The 22,685-nt window shown below is 61.8% G+C and carries 31 protein-coding genes and 2 tRNA genes; 21 read left to right on the plus strand and 12 right to left on the minus strand.

The genetic code is table 11. From position 1 onward, the window contains the following. Positions 1 to 62: 62 nt before the first annotated feature. The 6 genes from V7778_RS04580 to V7778_RS04605 form a co-directional block, all read right to left on the minus strand. Positions 63 to 2,129 carry a DNA cytosine methyltransferase gene (locus V7778_RS04580; protein WP_335552211.1) on the minus strand — a complete coding sequence of 689 codons (2,067 nt, stop codon included), beginning with the start codon at positions 2,127 to 2,129 and terminating at the stop codon, positions 63 to 65. After that, on the minus strand, positions 2,126 to 2,596 hold the full coding sequence (locus tag V7778_RS04585) for an ArsR family transcriptional regulator (protein ID WP_335552213.1): 471 nt from the start codon (positions 2,594 to 2,596) through the stop codon (positions 2,126 to 2,128). Before V7778_RS04585 ends, V7778_RS04580 begins: the two co-directional genes overlap by 4 nt. Further along, positions 2,593 to 2,844, minus strand: a complete 252-nt coding sequence (locus tag V7778_RS04590; RefSeq protein ID WP_335552215.1) for a hypothetical protein — start codon at positions 2,842 to 2,844, stop codon at positions 2,593 to 2,595. Before V7778_RS04590 ends, V7778_RS04585 begins: the two co-directional genes overlap by 4 nt. Positions 2,845 to 3,077: 233 nt before the next feature. Then, a complete protein-coding gene (locus V7778_RS04595) occupies positions 3,078 to 3,281 on the minus strand; it encodes a hypothetical protein (RefSeq protein WP_335552217.1) in 204 nt (67 codons plus the stop codon). Positions 3,282 to 3,355: 74 nt separating this feature from the next. Continuing rightward, positions 3,356 to 3,937 carry a toxin YdaT family protein gene (locus V7778_RS04600; RefSeq protein WP_335552219.1) on the minus strand — a complete coding sequence of 194 codons (582 nt, stop codon included), beginning with the start codon at positions 3,935 to 3,937 and terminating at the stop codon, positions 3,356 to 3,358. A 167-nt stretch (positions 3,938 to 4,104) separates the two neighbouring features. Continuing rightward, positions 4,105 to 4,392 carry a transcriptional regulator gene (locus tag V7778_RS04605; RefSeq protein WP_335552221.1) on the minus strand — a complete coding sequence of 96 codons (288 nt, stop codon included), beginning with the start codon at positions 4,390 to 4,392 and terminating at the stop codon, positions 4,105 to 4,107. A 76-nt stretch (positions 4,393 to 4,468) separates the two neighbouring features. Between V7778_RS04605 and V7778_RS04610 the strand changes: the two genes are divergently transcribed. The 21 genes from V7778_RS04610 (at position 4,469) to V7778_RS04710 (ending at position 17,126) form a co-directional block, all read left to right on the plus strand. After that, complete coding sequence (locus tag V7778_RS04610; protein ID WP_335552223.1) at positions 4,469 to 5,299, plus strand: S24 family peptidase; 831 nt, start codon at positions 4,469 to 4,471, stop codon at positions 5,297 to 5,299. A 35-nt stretch (positions 5,300 to 5,334) separates the two neighbouring features. Next, on the plus strand, positions 5,335 to 5,598 hold the full coding sequence (locus tag V7778_RS04615) for a hypothetical protein (RefSeq protein WP_335552225.1): 264 nt from the start codon (positions 5,335 to 5,337) through the stop codon (positions 5,596 to 5,598). Next, on the plus strand, positions 5,595 to 5,882 hold the full coding sequence (locus tag V7778_RS04620; RefSeq protein ID WP_335552227.1) for a hypothetical protein: 288 nt from the start codon (positions 5,595 to 5,597) through the stop codon (positions 5,880 to 5,882). The genes V7778_RS04615 and V7778_RS04620 overlap by 4 nt, the downstream gene beginning before the upstream one ends. Before the next feature lie 18 nt (positions 5,883 to 5,900). Next, positions 5,901 to 6,473: a hypothetical protein gene (locus tag V7778_RS04625; RefSeq protein ID WP_335552230.1), complete on the plus strand. Its 573-nt coding sequence runs from the start codon at positions 5,901 to 5,903 to the stop codon at positions 6,471 to 6,473. A 241-nt stretch (positions 6,474 to 6,714) separates the two neighbouring features. Beyond that, positions 6,715 to 7,257 carry a hypothetical protein gene (locus V7778_RS04630; RefSeq protein WP_335552232.1) on the plus strand — a complete coding sequence of 181 codons (543 nt, stop codon included), beginning with the start codon at positions 6,715 to 6,717 and terminating at the stop codon, positions 7,255 to 7,257. A 968-nt stretch (positions 7,258 to 8,225) separates the two neighbouring features. Further along, positions 8,226 to 8,834: a VWA domain-containing protein gene (locus V7778_RS04635; RefSeq protein ID WP_335552234.1), complete on the plus strand. Its 609-nt coding sequence runs from the start codon at positions 8,226 to 8,228 to the stop codon at positions 8,832 to 8,834. Between the two features lie 254 nt (positions 8,835 to 9,088). Beyond that, a complete protein-coding gene (locus V7778_RS04640) occupies positions 9,089 to 9,298 on the plus strand; it encodes a hypothetical protein (RefSeq protein ID WP_335552236.1) in 210 nt (69 codons plus the stop codon). Positions 9,299 to 9,308: 10 nt separating this feature from the next. Beyond that, positions 9,309 to 9,737 (plus strand): hypothetical protein, encoded by a 429-nt coding sequence (locus V7778_RS04645; protein WP_335552238.1) that lies wholly within the window; start codon positions 9,309 to 9,311, stop codon positions 9,735 to 9,737. A gap of 54 nt (positions 9,738 to 9,791) precedes the next feature. Continuing rightward, complete coding sequence (locus V7778_RS04650; protein WP_335552240.1) at positions 9,792 to 9,929, plus strand: hypothetical protein; 138 nt, start codon at positions 9,792 to 9,794, stop codon at positions 9,927 to 9,929. After that, positions 9,926 to 10,099, plus strand: coding sequence for a hypothetical protein (locus V7778_RS04655; protein WP_335552243.1), 174 nt, complete (start codon positions 9,926 to 9,928; stop codon positions 10,097 to 10,099). Before V7778_RS04650 ends, V7778_RS04655 begins: the two co-directional genes overlap by 4 nt. A gap of 240 nt (positions 10,100 to 10,339) precedes the next feature. Next, positions 10,340 to 11,239: a recombination-associated protein RdgC gene (locus V7778_RS04660; protein WP_335552245.1), complete on the plus strand. Its 900-nt coding sequence runs from the start codon at positions 10,340 to 10,342 to the stop codon at positions 11,237 to 11,239. Continuing rightward, positions 11,236 to 11,424: a hypothetical protein gene (locus tag V7778_RS04665; protein ID WP_335552247.1), complete on the plus strand. Its 189-nt coding sequence runs from the start codon at positions 11,236 to 11,238 to the stop codon at positions 11,422 to 11,424. Before V7778_RS04660 ends, V7778_RS04665 begins: the two co-directional genes overlap by 4 nt. 15 nt (positions 11,425 to 11,439) lie before the next feature. Further along, on the plus strand, positions 11,440 to 11,886 hold the full coding sequence (locus V7778_RS04670) for a hypothetical protein (protein WP_335552249.1): 447 nt from the start codon (positions 11,440 to 11,442) through the stop codon (positions 11,884 to 11,886). Beyond that, positions 11,883 to 12,092 (plus strand): hypothetical protein, encoded by a 210-nt coding sequence (locus V7778_RS04675; protein ID WP_335552251.1) that lies wholly within the window; start codon positions 11,883 to 11,885, stop codon positions 12,090 to 12,092. The genes V7778_RS04670 and V7778_RS04675 overlap by 4 nt, the downstream gene beginning before the upstream one ends. Next, on the plus strand, positions 12,089 to 13,075 hold the full coding sequence (locus tag V7778_RS04680; protein ID WP_335552253.1) for a hypothetical protein: 987 nt from the start codon (positions 12,089 to 12,091) through the stop codon (positions 13,073 to 13,075). The genes V7778_RS04675 and V7778_RS04680 overlap by 4 nt, the downstream gene beginning before the upstream one ends. 56 nt (positions 13,076 to 13,131) lie before the next feature. Beyond that, complete coding sequence (locus V7778_RS04685) at positions 13,132 to 14,601, plus strand: hypothetical protein (protein ID WP_335552255.1); 1,470 nt, start codon at positions 13,132 to 13,134, stop codon at positions 14,599 to 14,601. Next, entirely contained in the window at positions 14,598 to 14,780 is a 183-nt protein-coding gene (locus V7778_RS04690) for a hypothetical protein (protein WP_335552257.1), read from the plus strand. The genes V7778_RS04685 and V7778_RS04690 overlap by 4 nt, the downstream gene beginning before the upstream one ends. Then, a complete protein-coding gene (locus tag V7778_RS04695; protein WP_335552259.1) occupies positions 14,773 to 15,342 on the plus strand; it encodes a Lar family restriction alleviation protein in 570 nt (189 codons plus the stop codon). Before V7778_RS04690 ends, V7778_RS04695 begins: the two co-directional genes overlap by 8 nt. A 231-nt stretch (positions 15,343 to 15,573) precedes the next feature. Further along, a complete protein-coding gene (locus tag V7778_RS04700; RefSeq protein ID WP_335552261.1) occupies positions 15,574 to 15,840 on the plus strand; it encodes a hypothetical protein in 267 nt (88 codons plus the stop codon). Position 15,841: 1 nt separating this feature from the next. Then, positions 15,842 to 16,069 carry a DUF4224 domain-containing protein gene (locus tag V7778_RS04705; RefSeq protein ID WP_335552263.1) on the plus strand — a complete coding sequence of 76 codons (228 nt, stop codon included), beginning with the start codon at positions 15,842 to 15,844 and terminating at the stop codon, positions 16,067 to 16,069. Further along, positions 16,062 to 17,126: a tyrosine-type recombinase/integrase gene (locus V7778_RS04710; protein WP_335552265.1), complete on the plus strand. Its 1,065-nt coding sequence runs from the start codon at positions 16,062 to 16,064 to the stop codon at positions 17,124 to 17,126. Before V7778_RS04705 ends, V7778_RS04710 begins: the two co-directional genes overlap by 8 nt. 85 nt (positions 17,127 to 17,211) lie before the next feature. On the opposite strand, the gene V7778_RS04715 is transcribed toward V7778_RS04710, so the two are convergent. From V7778_RS04715 to V7778_RS04740, 6 genes are all read right to left on the minus strand, one after another. After that, positions 17,212 to 17,288, minus strand: a tRNA-Arg gene (locus tag V7778_RS04715). 135 nt (positions 17,289 to 17,423) lie between these two features. After that, positions 17,424 to 17,500, minus strand: a tRNA-Pro gene (locus tag V7778_RS04720). A 99-nt stretch (positions 17,501 to 17,599) separates the two neighbouring features. Further along, entirely contained in the window at positions 17,600 to 18,940 is a 1,341-nt protein-coding gene (glmM, locus tag V7778_RS04725; RefSeq protein WP_335552267.1) for a phosphoglucosamine mutase, read from the minus strand. A gap of 28 nt (positions 18,941 to 18,968) precedes the next feature. Continuing rightward, positions 18,969 to 19,817 carry a dihydropteroate synthase gene (folP, locus tag V7778_RS04730; protein ID WP_335552269.1) on the minus strand — a complete coding sequence of 283 codons (849 nt, stop codon included), beginning with the start codon at positions 19,815 to 19,817 and terminating at the stop codon, positions 18,969 to 18,971. Between the two features lie 70 nt (positions 19,818 to 19,887). After that, the gene (gene ftsH / locus V7778_RS04735) at positions 19,888 to 21,774 is read right to left on the minus strand and encodes an ATP-dependent zinc metalloprotease FtsH (RefSeq protein ID WP_335552271.1); all 1,887 of its coding nucleotides are present in this window, start codon (positions 21,772 to 21,774) and stop codon (positions 19,888 to 19,890) included. 189 nt (positions 21,775 to 21,963) lie between these two features. Further along, complete coding sequence (locus V7778_RS04740; protein WP_335552273.1) at positions 21,964 to 22,644, minus strand: RlmE family RNA methyltransferase; 681 nt, start codon at positions 22,642 to 22,644, stop codon at positions 21,964 to 21,966. Between the last annotated feature and the right edge of the window lie 41 nt (positions 22,645 to 22,685).

The following is a 22,685-nucleotide window of genomic DNA, read 5'->3' on the forward strand; positions in this document are numbered from 1 at the left end:
GTGGGCGCGGCCCTGTTGACGGCCGCACGCTACGCACCGCGGCTGTGATTGACGGATGTAGCTCATGCGGCTACCCCGGCAATCTGGCGTTCGTGCACGAAGTTCGCGCGAATGAGAGCTTCCGACAGCGGTGGGCACACGCTGTTGCCACACATGCGAACCTGGGCCGATTTGGTCAGGGGGATGCGCGGAAGCGACAGAGGATCGGCCGCTACCTGCTCCCCGCCGGCGAACAGCAACGCCGGATCCGGGATCTCGTTGATCACGTAATCGGCCGGGAAGCCCTGGGCGCGGTACAGCTCGTGCGGCGCCAACATGCGCAGGCCGATGTCGACGATCTCGTAGTCCTGTCCTTGGATCGTTACCAGGCCATAGCGATCCTTTGTGGTGACGGTGTGCAGCGGCTCGGTTAAGCGCGGATCCTGGTCGGTTCCGTAGTATTTCAGGAGGAAGGCGCGCACCTCTGCGTGATGCTGGCCGCCGGCGCTGATCGTGTGCAGCGGTTCATCGGCGCCAGCCGCGGTGCTAGTGCCGCGCAGCTTAAGCAGATGGCTCGACACCAAGCCGAGCGCGTGGGCTGCACCCGCCGGGTTTTCCTTCGGACCTGCGGTGATGGTCGGTACCGGTTCGGCCAGATCGCTACCGGTCGAGCCGGTGCGGAACTTGGTCAAGTGGGCCGTGACCAGGCTGTGGTGGTCCGAGCTGGTGACCGTCCCGATTGGCTCCTCGAGCTCGGAACCGACCACGCCTGTGTAGTGTTTGGCGAGGAAGGCAGTGGCGACCGCGGTATCCGCCTTGGACGTGATGGTGGCGGTAGGCTCGTCCGCCGCGCGCGGGCGGCTGTCTCCAGCACGGCCACCAACTCCGACCAGGGCCGCCGAAACCATACTGAAGTGTCCGCCTTTCACCTGGGCGCAGATGGTGCGCAGCGGCTCGTCAGCTGACATGACACGCTGGTTGCTCGCGTTGGCGTGCTCGTTAAGGAAGGCGGTCACTAGAGCATGGCGGTTCTCGGTCGTGATCGTCTTAATCGGCTCGCCGGGCATAGTCCCGCGGGCATCCGCAGGGCGCTTATCGCTGTAGTACGGCGCCAGGTATGCGCTTGCCAGCGCCTTCTCGCCACGCTGGGCGCCAGTGATCGTCCGGAACGGCTCGTGCACCGATTCACTGCGATCGCTCCCCTGGTGCGTCACCGGGACAATGGACGGGACAACCACAGCGCGGTGGTTTTCGGTGGTCAGGGTGCCGAACGGCTGGTTTGCCGTTACCGGCTTGCCGGCGTAGATCGGCCCGCCCTGCCCCACGATGAACGGATCGGCAGCGTCAACCACATAGCGCATAATGCCCTTGGCGATGCGGCGCAGCGTGGCTTCGGCCAGTGGCCTCTTACGGCCGAAGATACTCGGGCACGGTAGAGACCAGTCGATGCACTCGGCCGCAGTGCGATACGGCTGAAGCTTCCCGGCACGCACGCCGAGCGAATCCGGCGCGCCATGGGTCGGCTCTGGCCAGCAGATCGGCAGACCATCGCGGCGGGCGACCAGAAAGAAGCGCTTCCGGATGGTCGGCGTGTCGTAGTCGCAGGCGCGGAGCTCGCGATACTCGACCCGGTAGCCATGGCCTTCGAGCTGGCGGACGAAGCTTCGGAACGTGACGCCACGCTTGGCCGGGTCCGGGTACCAGACTTCGGCGTCGTCGACCATCTTCATGGTGAGCGGACCCCAGGTCTGGAACTCCTCGACGTTTTCGAGCATGATCACCCGAGGCTTGCACGTGGCCGCCCAGCGCAGCGTCACCCAGGCAAGACCGCGGATCTTCTTTTCGACCGGCTTGCCGCCCTTCGCCTTGCTGAAGTGCTTACAGTCCGGCGACAGCCACACCAGTCCTACCGGCTGGTTGTTGGTCACCTCGATCGGATCGACGTCCCAAACACTTTCGCACAAATGTTTCGTGTAGGGATGGTTCATGGCGTGCATCGCCAGGGCTTCCGGATCGTGGTTAATCGCGATGTCAACCGGACGGCCGAAAGCCGCCTCTAACCCGGTACTGGTGCCGCCGCCGCCGGCGAAGTTATCGATAATCAGTTCGTTGCCCAGGTCGAGCGCCATCGTCATGAGGTCGCGCTTCATACACGGACCTCCACGCTACGCGGGCCGAACAGCGCCGCCACCAGCGGGTCGCGCACGATCGGCGCGCGGCTCAGGCGAATCGCGTAGTGGGTGTCGTCCTTCATGATGTGGAAGTGGCGGGACGGGTCGAGCGCCGCACGGCTAAGCGCCGACATGGACTGCGAGCCCGGGCGCGCGGCCGGCGCCGCGTCGAGGTTCGCCAAGTAGGCATGGATCTGCTCCGATGTCATCGCCAGGCAGTACACCGGGTCGCCGCGGTAGGTCGGCGTGCCGTCGACGTAGCGAGCGATCGCAATCATGCTGCCCAGGTCCTTGAGGTACTTGCGGACTCCGGACGGGCCGACCTGCAGGATCTCGCCGATCTCGTCGCGCATCAGCTGTCGCACCTGAAGCGTGGTGATGAGGAGGCGCAGACGCTCGACGCGAGCCGCGGTCTGGCCATGGGTCACGTGGCGCGCGCGGATCATGCTGCCACCCCGATCAGGGCACGGGCGGCCGCATTAAGGTCAGCATCGGTGAGAGTGTGGCGGAATGATGTCGTGACATAGACGACGTCCCCAACGCGCAGCCAGCCGTTCTCACTGGCGAGCTCCGCGAGCGAATTTGCTTCGGGCTCCGGTGGGTTGATGGACCAGAATTGCGGCATGCGGCCCGGCTGGATTGAAGACTGGTCTTCACCGGCGTGCACCGCCGGTTGAATTTCGTGTGCTAACATTCGTTCTCCTGTTGTTCTTGTTTCACTAAGCCCGCCTGGCCGCGGGCTTTTTCACTTCTGCTGCTCAGCGAGCAACTCTTCGAACTTCTCCCGGCTCATCACATGTCCGGGTTCCACCGGTAATGGCTGCTGGGTGTTCGTTTCTTCGGGTTGATCCATCCGTTCTCCTTTTCTGATCCGGCGCAGTTTTGACGACTGGCGCCGGGGTATCGTGGTAATGCTGGGGAGCTGGCCTAAGCAGCCAACTCGCGAATTTCTTTGACTGGCACGCCCAGGTGCTCGTGAATGCTCAGGATCACCGTGGCGCCTAGGGGTCGATCGCCACCCCTCAGCTTGCTGATGTCGCTCGGGTTGAGCTCAAGCTCACGGGCGAGCGCTGCATCACTCTTGATCTGGAAGCGCTCGCGCAGCGTGTCGAACAATCGGGCAACATTCATCTCTTGGGCTCCCTGGTTTGTTTTGGTCGTATTGGTGACGGCGTGCCCCGCCGCCTGGGTCTTCCTTACGTCGACTAGTTGTCAACCGCCCGGGCTTGGCGAATCGTGATCTCGGTCATCAGCTCGCCGGCTGCACGCTCGCAGACCTGGGCCGACTCGACCAACTCTTTGTGAGCGGCGAGGAGCTCGCTCTCGGTAGCCGCGGACGACAGGTTCACCAGCGCGAGCTGTGCGTCACTGCCCTCCTTCATCACCGAGCGCAGCAACTTGCCGACATCGAGCCGGCCGGCGCCGCCCTGGTCGACCGAGCGCGCCTCGATGCCGAGGGGGCAAAGAATCTGGTTCAGGACGCTGAGGCGCTGCTCCATCGGCAGGGCTGCCAGAATCGACAGCACCATGTTGGCCGGCAGCTTCGCCTCCTGCTCGTCGTCGCCACCCAGCCAGCGGTACAGCTTCTGTGCTGCGCTCTTTGCGCGGGTGTATGCGTCCTTGCTGGTGGAATCGAAGGTAATGCCAGTGGCGATGTCCGCCTGGGTTGCCTCATGAGCTTCGGTGACGTGGATCGCTACCGATTCGCGGCTCATCTGACCGGCGCGGCGCCAGGTCTCCAGAGCAGCGCGGAGGATTTCAACCAGTGATTGTTTTTGAAGACCCATCTTCGTGACCTTTTCCAAAATGCAAGCTAATCTGACAACAATTAAGAACAACAACTCGCCGCCATGACTACTGCGCCTGTCACACTGCTCTACCGTCCTGATGCTCTCCGCGGCTACGCGATCATCACGAACTCGGCGGAGGTGTCGGCCTCACTCGGCACGAAACGCTATGGCACTGCTGGGTCGGGCTTTCGGTCGCTTGACCTGGTCAGTGCCCCAGGCTCTCTCGACTTCGAGCGGATGTACGCCCAGTCCGCATCAGGCAGCAGGTCTTCGCAACGAACCTCCCCCTTCGATTCGCGCTCGAGCAAGATGCAAAGCTCGGCCCTAAACGATTGGTGTCTGCTAGCCGCCTTCCGGAGGTATCCCTCACTTGTCCCGCACGCTGCCACGTATGCCGCTCGCTCATCCTTTGACAAGGAGTTGAGGTACTTAAGCAATTTGTCCATAGGCATAATTTACCCGCAGGTAAAGAGCAAGTCAATACCCACAGGTCATTTACCTCCAAGTAAATTGCTGATTCAATGCCGCATGGACAAATATGAAATACGGCGACTGAACCTACTTGCTCTGCTGCGCACGCATTGCGGTGGCAAGGCGGCAACGTTGGCGGACAAGATTGGCCGCTCACCGTCTTATGTGTCGCGGATGCTGTACGTCGAAGGCAAAGAGGGGAAGAAGCGCATCGGCGAGGACATGAGGGATCTCATCGAGAGCGCTTTGGTCCTGCCAAAAGGCAGCCTTGATGATGATGCTTCGGCGCTCAATGAAAAGCATGGACTGATTGTTGACGCTGAGCTCGCCGCAAATCCTCATCACGGCGAGGCTCCTTCTGACGAGGACGTTAGTGAGGCGGTGGGTACACGGCAGCTTTCGCCCGAGGAGGTCCAGCAGCTCATGCCTGGCGCCATGCGTGTGCGGGTGGTCGATTCCGACGACCCTGCGCTGACGCATATCCCGAAGGTCAAGCTGCGCCTGTCGGCCGGCATCAGCGGCTTCGAGATCGAGCCTGAGCGGTTTGATGGGTCAACCACTACCGTGCCGACCAATTGGATTGAGCGCAATAACTACAGTCGCGAGAACCTCATAGCCATCCGCGTAAGGGGCGAGAGCATGGAGCCGACGCTCTATGAAGATGACTTGGTAGTCATCAACATCGCTGACACCAGCCCTGTGGATAGTGGCGTCTACGCGATCAACTATGAGGGCGAGCCGGTTGTTAAGAGGCTGTCGCGCGATGCCGGGCAATGGTGGCTAACCTCTGACAATCCGGATCAGCGCAAGTATCACCGCAAGCTCTGCCAAGGTAACGACTGCATCATCGTGGGCCGGGTCGTTCGTAGGGAAAGCGAAAGGTTTTGATGTTGTATGTGGTTCTACGTCTGCGGGGAGAGCGTATGGTAGTGGCACTCGTTGAGCAGTGGCAGTTAGGTGGGCGGCATGCGCCAAGCCTGCTTCAAGACCTGCAGAGTCGATTTCGTCTGCCAGCGATGCTGGTCGCACGCGACGACTCGAGCTGGCGTAATGCCCGGGCCTACGCCGAATTTCCGTCAGAACAGTTCTTAAACGCCCTGCTCGCGCTGGACGATGTGGATTGGTCCCCGGCGCCGGCGGCCAATGAGCCGTCAGTGACCACCCGCGCACAGGACTTAAGCGCATGAAAGTTGAAGTCGCCCTCACTGAGCTGCGCAAGGTGCGCCTGGTTGTCGCCTTCCCGCACGAATCCTACGTCCGTCCGGGGGTTGGGGATGATCTCATCGCTCGGCTTGCGCCGTATCTCCCGCCGTGGGGAATCATGCTGGTCGCCGAAGGTGATCAACCTCACGCTCATGCCGCCTTTGAAACTAAGGAGCTTCTTCCCCTACTGGCCGAAACCAAGCTCACTCGGTTCGATATCGATCTTGACGTCCCGCCTGAGGATGACGACGATGAACTGCCATTTTAGGCGCTACGGCACGCTTTAATGCTGACCTGGAGCATGATGAGACCACGACTCTTTCTTCCTTCCCTTGCGCTCTTCCTTGTGGGCACTGCAGTGAATGCCGCCGAGCAGATGACCGTCTTAAATCTGCCGCTCGGTGGGAAATTGCCGCAGCCGATCCGAGTATGCAAGCCGCAAGGCCTTACAGATAAAGAAGTTAAGGCGATGTGCTGGATCTCAGCGCCCTTTGCATACAAAGGCCGCAAGTCGGGGATGGTTGACCTGCCTGGACGCGATCAGCGTCCTCGCTGGGCCGCAAACGCCACTTTTAATATCTCCGTTGGTCCAGATAACACACTCAGTAAGATCAACGTAACAAGTTTCAACGGGCAGGCGCAGACCGAGATTCGAAACTCAATTTCTTCGCGATTTGGTCCGCCCCTTCCGAATCCTGGCGGTATAGTGGAGTGGAAACGTAGCGACATCTATATCCGCTCCTACTGCTCTCCAGCTGAGTGCCGGACAGAATTTTTATCTCCCGTCGAGTACGCCGAGTGGCAGGGCGAGCTCGATGCCCGCAAGAAAAAAGACTTAGCGCGTCCAGTGGCGCCGTGAATTTCAGTGAGTCTTTTGCCGACCGAGCAACGGTATCATGCTTGAGCGAAACGGCACGCTTAGATGCCGCCACCATTACTATCATGTCCAATACGAAGAAGAATGATCGACCGCAAATTCCGCCTCCGCGAGATCTCGAGCGAAAGCACGGCCCATCTCCTGACTGGGGTAGAATCTCAAACAACGAAAATACCGTGACTCCGCGCGTGCCTACCCCGCCCCCAACGACCAGGCCGAAAAAATGACCGATCCAGTGGACAACATCGCTACCGACCAAGAACTAGATCATGCGTGGAACAAGCGCGAATCGGCTCTCTATCGTGCTGAGTTGTCCGCTCTTTATCACCAGAAGCGCGAGCGCTTCTTCGAGTTACTAGATAAGCTCGGTAAAGCGATCGCTGTATTTGGCGGATCTGCAGCGCTATGGAAGATCGGTAACCCTGACTTGGTTGCCCAGATTGCAGCCTTCATTACTGCCTCATCCGCACTTTCCCTGGTGTTTTCGTTCTCTGAGCGGTCCAAGCGTCATGCCGAGCTCGCACGCAGTTTTCGCGAGATAGCTGGCGACATTGTGGGCACAAGCGACTTTGAGATTCGCGATTCGAAAGCAAGCGAATGGATGGGCAAGGTTTGCGCATTGGAAGCCAAAGAACCGCCGGCCCTCTCCGCATTAGTGGTTATGTGCCAGAATGAGCTCGCTGTTGCGCGACACGCCCAAGTCTACCCACAGTCACTCTTCGTGCGGTGCATGGCTCACTTCTTCGATATGCCAAGGGTGGTGTAAGCCGCTCGAGATCACCCAACCTCGCAAATTCAGGCCTTCTTGGCTCCAAGTGGCGAGCTCCGCGCGCCCAGACGCTTTGCTGGTCTCAGTGCGAAGCCTGGGAATTTCGTTGTTGTCAGATGCTCTGCACGGTCTACTGTTGTCTGAGACGACGCCCTCCAAGGCGTAGTCGCAAACGAACGCAGTACCTTTCCTTTGATACCTTGCAGTCCTCGGCGCGCCTTGTTTGCAGTCGCCTGGTGAGCCTGCGCAATGCGCCCAACAAGCTCCTCACGCAACTCAGTCGTGATCTCCAGGTCGGCGTACACTGCTGGCCAGCCAGCGCGCAGTGGGAATGGTATCCCAAAGGCCTCTGCCTCAATTCGCGTGAGTGCCTTCGATCCTCTCCCCTTCAGATAGCCCGTCAGGGTCAACTTTTCCGCCATTTTCGGCCTTTTTTTGTTACGCACCTTGTAAAGGTACTAGTTACGCTTGTTCTTGGCTGTTCTGAGACCGTAGGTTCTAAGGTTTACGATTTTAAAAATACCCCAGCGAAATCTCGGTTCCGGATGCCACCCTCCCAAAGGCCAGTCGAAAAGACTCGCTTTCGTGGAGAGTGACGCACCCCTTGCTTCATCTTCGGACGCGCACTTGTAGGCAGACTTTCCAGGCTCTCACCTGTCCCCCGGCGCGCTCTACCACTACCACCCACGCGTTGCCCTTCCGGCTTCCTTGGCACTTGGGCCTGGACGTCGGCGGTTTCCCCTCCCTGCTCCAGGCTTGCTGTCGGCGACAACCTGCCGATGAGTGAACTCTACAGGATTTTTTTACCTCGGGGTATATTTTTCGCTTGCGTTGTATTTTACCTCAGGGTAAAGTAGCCACATCAACGCAGCGAACACAGCCCAGGCTGATCCGCTGCCCTGCATTGCAGGCCGGGGAATGCGCCACCGGGTTCGAGAGCGCGAACACAACTAAAGGCAAAAACTATGAGCAACGAACAAGCTGCAGCGCAACTGTCCGAATACGACTTCATCGTGGTGATCGACGCATCGGGCTCGATGAGCACCGAAGACATGCCGGGCGGCCGCTCGCGCTGGGCGTATATGCAGGAAACCGCTGCATCCTTCGCTCGCGACCTGGGTAAGCTGGACAGCGATGGCATCGACGTCGTGACCTTCGGCGGCTCGAACGTCGTCACCTATGAAGGCGTGACTGCGGACAAGGTGAACGAAATCTTCGCTGCTCGTTCGCCGCGCGGCGGCACCCCGCTGACCGAAGCGCTGCAGGCTGCCTTCAAGCTGGCCGGCAAATCGGACAAGAAGGACTTCATCCTGGTGTTCACCGACGGCGTGCCAGACGACAAGGCATCGGCCGCTCAAGCGATCGTCACCCAGTCGCAACTGCAGGAGACCGACGACGCTCTTACCATCCTGTTCGTTCAGGTCGGCCGCGACGCCTCGGCGACTGCGTACCTGCGCGAACTGGACGACGCCTTGGTCGGCGCCAAGTTCGACATCGTCGACGCCAAGACCATGGACGAGGCAGAGCAGTTCCCGACCACCACCGATCTGATCGTCGCAGCGATCAACGACTAACGGCCATGCCGGGGCCGCAAGGCCCTGGCTACGGAGATCAAATGCTCGATCTGATACTCGCCAGCTTCTTCGGCGCGGTCTTCGCCGGCGGCTTCTGGTGCGGGAAAACGTACGGGACATACAGGACGATGGTCCGCTCCGTCCGAAACCGCGTTACGAACTGGATCCGCTCGGCCTGAAGGCACCAAACACAAATCACCCTATGCCCCGCACGACGGGGCTTCAGCACTGAGAAACCACCAGCAGGAAACAGGATGAGCTTCACCGACCTCAGTGATCACCGCTTCATGGTGAGCCCCGATGGACACCAAAGCGACTGGTTCGAGCCGGCCGAGATTGTCCGCTGCTGCCCTGGGTGGACGGATTGCACCGAGTTGAACGACGCCGAGCTTGGCGCGTTCATTGTCCGCCGCATGTTGGCTGCAGCGCAGGGCAGCGCGGCACCGCTCCTTCTGGCTGCCTAAGGAAATGACGATGAAAAAGCAATGGGAAGGCCAGTACCTCGAGGATGCGATCGCGGACGAGATCGCACTGGCAGCGATCCACCCGAAGGTTCGGCGCCGTGCGGTGAAGCCAACGAGCCCAATGTTCACGACTGACGTGTATCCGAAAGCTGCGGCGCTCGGTGGTCACTGGGGCTCCGCTCATTCGCCGCGGACCACTATTGCGATGGCCCTGCCCCACTGGCGCCGGAAATGGGCCGCGGCAGGTCCGCTGATTGGGGAATTCGGCCTGAGCGTGCGCCAGGACGACGAAGAGGGAACGGTCTCGGTCGGCAACGGCAGCCGCCGGCGAGACGTCATTGAGGCCTATGCGGACCATCCAGATAAGGATGCGGCAATCTGCGCCGCCATCGTGCGGGCAGCAATCCGGGTCATCACTGAAGCCCGCGAACAAAACTGATTTCGCAACGAACGACGCCCCACGCGACTAGGGCACAGCGCACCGGAGATAACGATGGCATACCGAATCACGATCAAGGACGAAAACGACCGCCCCCAGACCTACATCGCCATTGGCGACCGCGATGCGCTCATGGACGCGGCATACGACGACGGCGCCCTCTCTGTTTCGATCATCAAGGAGCCAGCTTGACTGCTCTGAAATCGATCGGCAAAGGAATGTTCGCTGCGGGCGCCGCGTTCGGCTTCGTCCTTGCAGCAGCTTCCCTCCGTCTCACCCTCCCGGGCTACGCCGTTCTGCTGTGCGTGATCGGCGGCGCCCTCTACCTGACTGCAACCTTGATTGAAAGGATGAAGAAATGAGCGAACACGAACTGAACGCAATCCGGGTCAAGGTCGGCGTGGTGCTGTCCTGGGTAATCGCCGCGGTGACCATCATCATCACCGGGTGGCCAGGATGATCCGCCGTTGCGCCCAGGCGTTCGTGTTCGTCCTCGCGTTCCTGATCCTCGTAGCTGAGGTGCAACGCAGCGAAGACCTCGCCACCCTCGAATGGCTGCAGCGATGAAGCAACCCCAAACCAAAACAACAGGAACCCAAGAGATGTTCTTCAAGAACCTGCAGGTGTATCGCCTCCCCGCCCCATGGGCAATGACCGCCGAGAGCCTGGCCAGCTCCCTAGCTTCCCATGCCTTTGCGCCGGCGTCGAGCAACGAATTGCTCCGCCAGGGCTGGGCGGCCCCTCGCGGCGACGGCACGCCGCTCGTGCACGCCGTGAACGGTCAGTTCCTGATGCAACTCGCCACCGAAAAGAAGGTGCTGCCCGCAAAAGTGATCAACCAGGTGGCAAAGGCTAAGGCAGCCGAGCTGGAAGAACAGCAAGGCTTCCCGCCGGGTAAGAAGGCGATGAAGGAGCTGAAGGAACGGGTGGCCGACGAGCTGCTGCCGCGCGCCTTCCCGATCCGCAGCGACACCCGCGTCTGGATCGACCCGGTCAACGGCTGGTTGGTGGTGGACGCAGCCAGCCCGGCCAAGGCCGACGACGTCGTCAAGCTGCTGCTCAAGGCGGTCGACCGCATGCCGCTTGAATCGCTGCGCGTGCAGCGCTCACCGGTGGCCGTGATGACCGGCTGGCTGGAAGCGGACGAAGCGCCCTACGGCTTCACGATCGACCAGGACGCCGAACTGCGCGCTACGGGCGAAAGCCGCGCCGCGGTGCGCTACGTCCGCCACACGCTAGAGCCGGGCGACGTCGGCGCACACATTGCCGCCGGCAAGCAGTGCACCCGCCTGGCCATGACCTGGAACGACCGTATCAGCTTAGTGCTGACCGAATCTCTGGCGATCAAGGGCGTTAAGCCGCTGGACGTGATCAAGGAAGGCAACAACGTCGCCCACAACGATGTCGAGCGATTCGACAACGACTTCGTGCTGATGGCTGGCGAGCTGGCCAAGCTTTTGGCCGACCTGGTCGAGGCGCTGGGCGGGGAGGCGCGAGGATGAAGAAGCGCCGGATCCGCCGCACGTCGGCCGGCGCCGACTACGCCGCGATGACACCCGAGGATCGCGAGGCCATCCGCACCTATCGGGCCAACCGCGGTTCCAGCCGCTACTACAGCGACCTGAAAGCGATCGACACGGCCCCGCAACCTACGAAGCCCGAGAAACCCGACGACAGCAAGACGTAACCCCAGGAGAAAACCATGACTGAACCGCAGCGCCGTATCGACGACCAGCATCCCGCCCAGCCCCTGGAATGGAGCGACGCCGGCACGCCGCTGCCGGAATCAAGCATCGTGTATCTGGCCTGCGCCCGCGGTGCCACGGGCGACCTCTGGATGGAAGTCAAGACTCAGGAAACGCTTGAGGCGCTCCGGGGGAGTCCGGCACACGAACTGCGGACGGTGTTCACCGTCCCGGTCGACGAACTGGCCCGGGCGCCCATCGCCGCGGTTGTGGCGGCCAGAACCGAGCTCGATCGACTCGCTAGACAGGCAGCCCCAGAACTAGCCGACCTGACCCGATACAGCCTCATCGGTTCGTTGATGAACCCGACTCCGCACGGCGCTTACGTGCGCTTTGATGACGCCCGGGCCCTCCTCGCTAAAGCCGCGGCCGGCGAAGCTCCGCCCGATGGAGAACCTGAGTGAGCAAGCTTGAGCAAGCCGATCTCGATCTTGTCGAAGAGGCGCTGTGTACTGGCTGGGACGTTGCAAACACGCTGCGAGGCCAGTTCCGTACCGCCGGCGGCTACCGCGAGATCGGGGAAGCAGTAGCACGAATTCAAGAGGGGATTAAAGCGTATCGACGAATTGCTGGCCTCCCCCATACAGAGAAAATCAGGAGAGACAGATGAGCCAGGACCAAAATAGCAAAGCCAGCGCGAGCGGCAAACTTACCTTGACAGGCCGGGTCGTCGAAGTCGGCAATCTCGATGGCGGTAATGTGCCGGGATTCGTCATCGACCGAGGCGGCCTGAGCTATGCGACCGTCACCGGCCTGACCGAGGCGGAGGCACGTGCCGTCGCCTGGAACTACGACAAGCCCATCACCATCAAGATCGGCCAGCCTGTAGCAGCAGCGCCAGGAACGCAAGCGGCGACCGACGATATTCGCATCGCGCGTCATGCACTGTTCAACCTCAAGGAATTCCGCGCGGGCCGCACTACGTTCCCCGGTGAAGCACTCGCCATCATGGAAGGCTGTTTAGATCGCCTCGCCGCCCTTCAGCAACGGCCAGCACCCGCGCAAGCCACGGAAATTGCCACGATTACGCTCGACGGCCGCCAATTGCGCCACGCACTCGACATCATCAACCCTGACGGGCTGGCCGACATGGATCAGCTCGACGACTGGCTGACTTTCGGCGTGGTGCAGCACCGCGACGACGACGGCATGGTCGAATCCGGCATGTGCTGCTGGAACGACGACACCGACGGCGTGATCCCGCTAGACGACGAGTACGCGCCAGCCCTCGCCCAGCAGGCCGAAGCCGCCCCGGTGGCGAGGCCCGACAACTTCGGGGAGGAAGTCACGCGGTTGGTCAATCGAATCCGCGAACCGCTGTCCATGGCGATGCGCGACAGCCTTGTCGAAGAACTGATCGAATTGATCGACCCGACAACCGAAGGCACCAAGCTGGCCGCCCCGATGGCGAGCGCAGAGCCGGGACGGCTGACCGACGAGCGCCTTAGCGAATTGTTCGAGCGCGAGATAGGCCTCCCCATGGGTAGCTGCGACATTCTTCCAGTTAGAGCGTTCGCGCGCGCAATCGAGGCGGAAGTCCTCGCCAGTTCAAAGCCGGTAGACGAGGCCGCAGGCGCAGCACAACATCAATGACGTTTCCACCTTGCTGGACGAACTGTAAGCCCCGCCGCTAAACAGAAAGGAAAATAATGAATCCCAAGACCGACTTCCCCCATCTTGACCAGACAAACCCGGTGGCGATCGATGGTTTTCGCTATGGCCTGGAGATGGCGGCAAAGGCGCTCACTGAGCGCTCGGCGGGCCACTACCGCAATGGCCAGTACGCATTTCAGGACGAGTGCATACGGTGTGCATGGATGATGTACGACATGAGGCCCACCGCCCCTGCCCCTGATTCTACTGGCAAGCAAGGCCAAGAGCCGAGCGGATTCCCCGAGCGCGACCAGTCGAAACGCGCTGAAGACCAAGGCATCTTCCGCAAGTTCGAGGTGCGCCGCACCGATGGCAGCAGCGAGCCTGGAGGCAAACACGAGAACTGCCGTTACTTCGTGCTCGACCTGAACCACGATCACCACGCACGGGCCGCTATGCGCGCCTACGCGACTTCGTGCCGCTCGACGCACCCTGTGCTATGCGATGAAATCGAGGCCGAGTTCGGCAGCGTATTCCGTGAGGCGGCTGAGACTGAGCATCAGGCAGAAGAGGCCAAATGCCTGCACATGTGGCTGGATGACAAAGGTGTCCCACGTAAAGACGCTGATGGGCCAGAGTTCTCGCTGGTTGGTCGCGTTGCTTGGCTCACGTACCCGACCGGCGCTCAGGCCCAAGTGCTCTTTCACGGCGAATGGAAGCCGGCAACCGAAGAGGCATTCTATTGCGCCAGCGAGAAGAACCGCCGCGTAGTGGACCGTGCCGCCCCGGTGGCGAGCGCCGAGCCGCTGGGCATCTGCTGCTATGGCGGACCGCCGAAGCCGAAGTCCTCCTGTGCATCGTGTGCGGCATGGCAACCCAGAGCAGCCGCCCCTGTCGCTCAGGCCGCCCCGGCACCGACCGCCGGGATTCCGCGTCGCGCATGGTCGAAGGATGCGGAAATGATGGATTCGTGGTCGAAGATCGGGCAGGCAGAAGCCGCTGCACCAGCCGCAGAGCCGACCGACGAGCAGATTATAGCCGCGCTGCATTCGTGCGGTATCGACACGCACCCCAGCAAGCACGGTTTTGACGCGGTCCAGGTCAGCGCGACCAGCGTTCCCAGCCTGCGCGCCGTGCTCCAAAAGCTCCGCGCCGCTCCAGCTGTCTCCCTTCCAGGGCATACAGATGAGCTGCCGCCGCTGCCGTGGGGTGACGACTTCGAGGCATGGCTTGAGCCGCGCCGCCAAAAGGACGTAGCACAAGCATTCCATGACTACGCCCGCGAGTACGGCAAGGCATGCGCTAGTGCAGCAAGCGCCCAGCCTGTAACGGATGAGCGCGCAGCCTTTGAGGCGTGGGCTGTAAGTAACGATGGCGGCTGGTTGCCTCGTGCACTGGAGCGCAATCCGGCAGGTAGCCCCGACGATTACCGCGACGACAATGTGCAGGCCGAGTGGCGCGCATGGCAAGCCCGCGCCGCTCTGGCTGCTGCTCCCCTAAATGCCCAGCAAGGAGGCGAAGCATGAGTGAGCGATACATTCCGGTAACGCCAGCCGGTACGCCCTGCGACTGGCTGGCCGCTAATTCCGAACAGAAAGCGTGGGCGAACCTTATGGAAGACGCGAAGCACATGCCTTATAAAACCATCGAGCAATTTAAAAAACGCGGCTTCACTGTCGAGAAATGGATCAAGACCAATGGCTGATACAACCCTGAATGACGCCCAAGAGCGCGAGCTGCTGCCCTGCCCGTTTTGCGGCGGCAAAGCCGAGTACGAAGAGGATTGGGATGCGAACTACAGCAACCGGATCGCCTGCACCGCCTGTCCTGCTACCGTGCAAGTTGTGAGAGGCGACTTCTCGCGCTGGAACCGCCGCGCCCCTAGTGCTACACCAAGGGGCGAAGATGCGCGCCCGACCGATCTTTCACGCGAGATTCGTTCGCATCTTTCCAATGCCGGGACGACCACCGCCGGGAAGTTGATTCTGCTGCTGGACCGCGCCGCCGACGAAATCGAGAGCTACTACGGCGGCATGCTCAACTGGAAGCGCACCGCCGAGGCCAAGGACGCGGAATTCTTGGCGGGCCGCGCTGCTGGAACCAGCGCAGGAGAGGCGGCAGAGGCGCGTGATCCTGATGGGTGGGTGGGCTCCGCTATTGTCGGCGGCGAGCTGACATCGGTAGCCTTTCGCGATGAGCAGACCGCGCGCGCCATGTGCGTTGAAGGTGAGCCGTTCCCGTTTTGGACCGGAGGAAAGCATGCGTAAACAGGAAGTTTTCGGCCCATTCAAGTGCCGATTCTGTCCGGCCACCTTGCGCAACAAGCAAGCGCCCGAGGCGCGGAACTGGGAGTGGATCACTGGATACCTCCCTGCGACAGAGCACTGCTGCCCGAAATGCTTGCAATCCAACAGGGCAATGTGGCTCGAAATCGTGAAGCGCGCGGGCATCGACGCCGCTCGTGCTGCCCATCATGACGGGGATGAGGGAGAGAGTGCATGAGCTGCGAATACTGCACCGATCCTGACGGCGCACCATGCGTCCCCTACTACGGCGTAGGGCCGCACCGCCACGCGGGCGACAAGATAATCGGCAGTACCGTCCTGCTGCCCGAGGCCGAATGGCCGACGAACTACCGCGAAGACCCTGATGAGCCCGGCTGCGGCGTCTGGTGGTGCGGCCATTGCGGCGAAGGCAAGCCCGATGACATGGAAGCCGGCGCCTCCCATAAGGGCGGTGCTGAAGGAAAAAAGGAAGGAGATTGAGATGTCTGATATGTTTCTGTCCGCGGACGAGATCCATAACATGACCGAGCGGGTGCAGCGTCGCGCCCAGGTCAAAATGCTTCGCTCGATGGGGATCGAGTTTCGCGAGCGGGCGGACGGCAGCTTGGCGGTCCTCCGCCGGCACGTCGAGAAGGTCTTTGGGGCACCGCTCGAGTCAGCGAAGAAGACCAAGGACTATCAACCAAACTGGGATGGCTTGAATGCCTAGGAAACGTAGGAAGGAGAATGTAGGCCTGCCTGCTCGCTGGGTATCAGAGCACGGCGCCTATTATTATCAGGTGCCGCGAGGCCTTGAGGATCGCTGGGATGGTAAGCGGAAGTTCCGTCTCGGCGCCAGCTTGCCAGAGGCATACTCCGAGTGGGCCCGCCGCCTGGAGCAAGTCGATGGCGCCAAGACTATCGGCGCCCTGCTCGATCGCTACGCCCTGGAGGTTATCCCGACTAAGAGCACTCGGACCCAAGTGGAGAACAACCGCGCCGTCCGAAGCTTGAAGGCTGTATTCGGAGAGGCGCCACTAACTTGGATCCGCCCGCAGCACGTCTATCAATACGCTGACAAGCGCCGTGCAGCACCTGTTGCAGCGAACCGTGCCATTGACGTCCTATCGCACGCGTTCACGAAGGCGGTCGAATGGGGCTACATCGACCGCCACCCGTTCAAGGGCGAAGTGCGCCTGGCCGGTGAGAAGCCGCGTGATCGCTACGTCGAGGACTGGGAGATTGTTGAGTGCCTCTCGCTCGACAGTAAGCGCACGAAGGGCAGCGTGGCGATGATTCAGGCGTATATCCGCCTCAAGCTACTGACCGGACTCCGACGCGGTGATGCGCTCCGGCTTACTTGCGCGGACCTGCGGGAAGATGGGATTCACGTCACCCCGCGCAAAACCGAAGGATCGAGCGGCCGGCGCCTGATCATCGAATGGACCCCTGAACTACGAGAGGCAGTCGCCACAGCCAAGGCCATCCGGCCGGTCGACATCTCACCCTGGTTGTTTTGCACGCGCAAGGGAGAAGGCTATTTCGATGAGGAGAAAGGCACGGCCAGCGGATGGGACTCGATGTGGCAGCGGTTTATGGCACGTGTCTTAGACGAAACCAAAGTCAAGGAGCGATTCACTGAGCACGACTTGCGCGCCAAATGCGCGAGCGATGCCGAGACCCTAGAACATGCCCGCGCCCTACTCGCCCATGCCGATAGCCAGATCACGCAAAGGGTCTATCGACGCCTCCCTGAGCGAGTCCAACCGGGCAAAATCCGCGTTTGAATAACGCAAGCGTGTTTGAATAACGCAGTGCCTACTTTTTGATCAGTCTCCACGGCGCATAAGGCCATGAAAACACTCAAGGATTTGGCCCGCCCTGAGGGAATCGAACCCCCGACCCACAGCTTAGAAGGCTGTTGCTCTATCCAACTGAGCTAAGGGCGGAATGAAGAGAGGCGCTACTATAGCGCGCCGGGCGGGGGCTTGCAACATGGCAAACTGCGCTGCAGACTGCACGGCGCGCAAGCGAGGGGCGTACAAAAAACAGGCCGTCCTGGACGGCCTGCCTTGTTTGTTGGGTGGTCGGAGTACAAGGATTCGAACCTTGGACCCCCTGCTCCCAAAGCAGGTGCGCTACCGGGCTGCGCTACACTCCGACATGACTTCATCATACTCCCGATGAAGACGAAGCGCCAACCCGGATACGATTGAAGCCGCTGGAGCCAATCACGGGCCTCGATCGTACTTTACGCTAATCAAGCCGCCAGCTTGTCCGCGATGCGGCGCGCCATGCTTTCGGCAAGGTCGGCTTCCTTGGCTTCCACCATCACGCGCACCAGGGGCTCGGTGCCCGAGGCGCGGATCAGCACGCGGCCACTGTCGCCCAGCTCGCGTTCGACCGCTTCCTTCTCCGCCACCAGGGCCGCGTCCTTGGTCCAGTCGAAGCCGGCCGGAACTTTCTTGTTGATCAGGGTCTGCGGATACAGCTTGAGCTCGGCGCAGCATTCGGCCAGGCTCTTGTTCTCACGCTTGAGCGCGGACAGCACCTGCAGGGCCGAGACGATGCCGTCGCCGGTGGTGTGCTTGTCCAGGGCCAGCAGGTGGCCCGAACCTTCGCCGCCCAGCAGCCAGCCGCGCTCCTTCATGACTTCGAGCACGTAGCGGTCGCCAACCTTGGCACGGGCGAAACCGATGCCCATTTGCTTGAAGGCCACTTCGAGCGCCATGTTGGTCATCAGGGTGCCGACGGCGCCGGCCACCGGGCCGGTCGCCATGCGGTCGCGCACCATCACGTAGAGCAATTCGTCGCCGTTATAGATGCGGCCCTGGGCGTCGACCATGATCAGGCGGTCGGCGTCGCCGTCCAGCGCGATGCCGAGGTCGGCCTTGTTGGCCACGACCGCGTCGGACAGCGCCTTGGGCGCGGTGGCGCCGACGCCGGCGTTGATGTTGAAGCCGTCCGGCTGGGCGCCGATCGAGACCACTTCGGCGCCGAGTTCGTGGAACACGTGCGGGGCGATGTTGTAGGCGGCGCCGTGGGCGCTGTCGACCACGATCTTCAGGCCGCGCAGGTCCAGTTCGTTCGGGAAGGTGCCCTTGCAGAATTCGATATAGCGGCCCTGGGCGTCGCGCAGGCGGGTCGCGCGGCCCAGCTTGTCCGACGGGACGCAGCCCATCGGCTGGTCGATCGCTTCCTCGATCTCGAGCTCGACCGTGTCGGGCAGCTTGGTGCCATGCTCGGAGAAGAATTTGATGCCGTTGTCCTGGAACGGGTTGTGCGAGGCCGAGATCACGACGCCGGCCTGCAGGCGCAGCGCGCGGGTCAGGTAGGCGATCGCCGGGGTCGGCATGGGGCCGGCCAGCATGACGTCGACACCGGCGGCCGAGAAGCCCGCTTCCAGCGCGGCTTCCAGCATGTAGCCGGAAATGCGGGTGTCCTTGCCGATCAGGACCACGGGGCGGCCGCTGGTCGACTTGGCCCCTTTCGCCAGCACCTTGCCGGCGGCGTAGCCGAGGCGCATGACGAAGTCGGGGGTGATCGGCGCGACTCCCACGAGTCCGCGCACACCGTCGGTACCAAAATATTTGCGTGCCATTCTTCTTCTCTTCTTTTCTTTTCCGTGATTAATCGATGGTCGCCGCATGCCAGACCTTCAGGGCATCGACGGTGTCTGCTACATCATGCACACGCACAATTCTAGCGCCATGCGCTACCGCAGCCAATGCCGCGCCGATGCTGCCGGCAACGCGCTGCTCGACCGGGCGGCCGGTGACGGCGCCGACCATGGACTTGCGCGACATGCCGGCCAGCACCGGCAGCTCCAGCTCGTCGCGGATGCGGCCCAGCTGGCGCAACAGCGCGTAGTTGTGCTCGACCGTCTTGCCGAAACCGAAGCCCGGATCGACACACAGGCGATCGCGCGCGATGCCGGCCGCCGTCATCGCGTTCACCCGCTCGCGGAGGAAGGCGATCACCTCGCCAACCACGTCCGCGTACTGGGGCGCCTGCTGCATGGTCTGGGGCGTGGCCTGCATGTGCATGATGCACAGGCCGCAGTCGCCGTCCTGCACAGCTTCCAGGGCGCCCGGGGCGCGAAAGCCGTTGATGTCGTTGATCATGTCGGCGCCCGCGACCAGGGCTTCGCGCATGACTTCCGGCTTGCAGGTGTCGACCGAGAGGGCCACGTCCAGGGTCTTGAGGGCGTACAGGGCGGGCATCACGCGCCGCAGTTCCTCGCCAAGGGGCACGCTGGGCGAGCCGGGACGGGTCGACTCGCCGCCGATGTCGATCATGGTCGCACCGTCGCGTATCATCTCCTCGGCGTGCGACATGGCGAATTCCAACCCTTGGTAGCGGCCGCCGTCGGAGAAGGAATCGGGAGTGACGTTCAGGATTCCCATCACGACGGGAAAGCGCGCGTCCGGGCCGTCGAGCGGGAAGCTGAAGCGGCCGCAGTGCAGGTTCTTGGACATACAGGAGTGGGAAGCGTTAACGAGCAAAAGGCATCCGGGAGGATGCCTTTTGGGAAGAACGATCAGCGCATCAGGCCGGGGCGGTGGCGTTCGGGGCCACGCCGCCCGGACCGCTGTCGCCAGGCGGGTTGCGCTTGGTCAGGATGCTGGTCTTCGACTGGCGCGGCTCGCGGCCGGCCATGATGTCGTTGATCTGCTCGGCGTCGATGGTTTCCCAGTCGAGCAGCGCCTTGGTCATCATTTCGACCTTGTCGCGGTTTTCCTCGAGCAGGCGGCGCGCCAGGGCGTATTGCGTGTCGAGGATGGCGCGGATCTCGGCGTCCACCTTCTGCTGGGTCGCCTCGGAAATGGTCTTGGTGCTGCCGCCGAAGAAGCCGTCGTTCTCGCTGTCTTCGTAGACCATCACGCCCATGCTCTCGGACATGCCGAAGCGGGTCACCATCGAGCGGGCCAGCTTGGTGGCGCGGGCGAAGTCGTTCGAGGCGCCGGTCGACATCTGGCCGACGAAGATCTCTTCGGCGATGCGGCCGCCGAACAGGATCGAGATTTCTTCGAGCATCTTGTCCTTGTAGCCGGACAGGTTGTCGTGCTCAGGCAGCTGCCAGGTCAGGCCCAGGGCATAGCCGCGCGGCATGATGGTGACCTTGTGGACCGGATCGGCCTTCGGCAGCAGCTTGGCGACCACCGCGTGGCCCGACTCGTGGTAGGCGGTGTTGCGGCGCTCTTCCTCGCGCATGACCATGGACTTGCGTTCCGGGCCCATGAAGATCTTGTCCTTGGCGTCCTCGAAGTCGATCATCTCAACCAGGCGCTTGCTGCGGCGCGCGGCGAACAGCGCGGCCTCGTTGACCAGGTTGGCCAGGTCGGCGCCCGAGAAGCCCGGGGTGCCGCGCGCCAGGATGTCGGCCTTGACGTCGGTGCCGATCGGGACCTTGCGCATGTGCACGTTGAGGATCTGTTCGCGGCCGCGGATGTCCGGCAGGCCCACCATCACCTGGCGGTCGAAACGGCCCGGGCGCAGCAGCGCTTTATCGAGCACGTCGGCGCGGTTGGTGGCGGCGATGACGATCACGCCCGAAGAGGCTTCGAATCCGTCCATCTCGACCAGCAGCTGGTTCAGGGTCTGTTCGCGCTCGTCGTTGCCGCCGCCCATGCCGGCGCCGCGGTGACGGCCGACCGCGTCGATCTCGTCGATGAAGATGATGCAGGGGGAATGCTTCTTGGCGTTCTCGAACATGTCGCGCACACGCGACGCGCCCACGCCGACGAACATCTCGACGAAGTCGGAACCCGAGATCGAGAAGAACGGCACCTTGGCTTCGCCCGCGATGGCGCGCGCCAGCAGGGTCTTACCGGTACCCGGAGGACCGACCATCAGGACGCCGCGCGGGATGCGGCCGCCCAGTTTCTGGAACTTGGTCGGGTCTTTCAGGAAGTCGACGATCTCGCCCACTTCTTCCTTCGCCTCGTCGCAGCCGGCGACGTCGGAGAAGGTCACGGTGTTGTTGGTTTCATCGAGCATGCGCGCCTTCGACTTGCCGAAGGAGAAAGCGCCGCCCTTGCCGCCGCCCTGCATCTGGCGCATGAAGAAGACCCAGACGCCGATCAGGAGCAGCATCGGGAACCAGGAAATGAAGACCTGCTGCAGGAAGGACGGTTCTTCCGGCGGCTTGACGTCGAAGCGCACGCCGTTTTCGCGCAGGTCGCCGATCAGGCCGCGGTCCAGGATGGTCGCGGTGGCGCGCACCTTGGAATCGTCGGTGCGGGTCGCCGTGATGTTCGAACCCTCGATCACGACGTCCTTGATGCGGCGCGCCTTCACATCGTCGAGCAGCTCGGAATAAGCGATGGTCTTGCTGCCGCCAGCCACGCTATGGGTGTCGAACTGCTTGAACAGCATGAACAGCAGCAGTGCGACCACCACCCAGATGGCGGATTTGGAAAACATATTATTCACGAAGACTCCTCCGATGCGATGCGCATCTCTACCGATTACAGTACGGCGATTTTAACCGCAATAAGCCGACGCCGCCACGCTACGCCCGCAATAGTGCTGAAATGCCATATATTCAAGGACGACATGCATATGCAAGCGTTTGCGCACTCCGCGCCTCACGCGGCTGATGTGTGGCTTGCACGCGAAAAATCAAGGGGCGTCGCCCTCGTCGTCGCCCATTTTTAGTCCGGCCGGGTTCTTCAAACCGCGTCCGAGCAGGAAAATCTCGGAAGATTTATCGCGGCTGGCCTTCGGTTTGACCTGTTTGACGGTGCGGAATTCATCCCTGAATTTTTCCAGGATCTGGGTAAAGCCCATATCCTTGAAGCACTTTACTAGTAATGCACCGCCCGGCTTCAGGTGCATTTGAGAAAACTCAATCGCCAAGTCGATCAGGTGTTCCATGCGCGCCGCATCGGCATGCGGAATACCGGACAGGTTCGGCGCCATATCCGACAGGACGACGTCGACCTTGCGTCCGGCCAGCACCTCGTCGAGCTGGTCGAGGATGGCTTCCTCGCGGAAGTCGCCCTGGATGAAATGCACGTCGGACACCGGCTCCATCGGCAGGATGTCGAGGCCGATCATGGTGCCGTGGATGCCGCCGCCCTCCTTGCCCGCCAGCTTGCGCCGGGTGTACTGGGCCCAGCTCCCTGGAGTACAGCCGAGGTCGACGATGACCTGGCCGGACTTGATCAGCTTTTCGCTTTCGTCGATTTCCTTGAGCTTGTAGGCGGCACGGGCGCGGTAGCCCTCTTTCTGTGCCAATTTGACATACGGATCGTTAATGTGGTCGTGCAACCAGTTTTTGTTTAATTTGTTCTTGGCCATTCGCGTAGAATACTGCTTTTAAAGGTACTTCCAAAAAATAT

This window comes from Massilia sp. DD77 (assembly GCF_036961685.1).
Classification (GTDB): domain Bacteria; phylum Pseudomonadota; class Gammaproteobacteria; order Burkholderiales; family Burkholderiaceae_D; genus Telluria.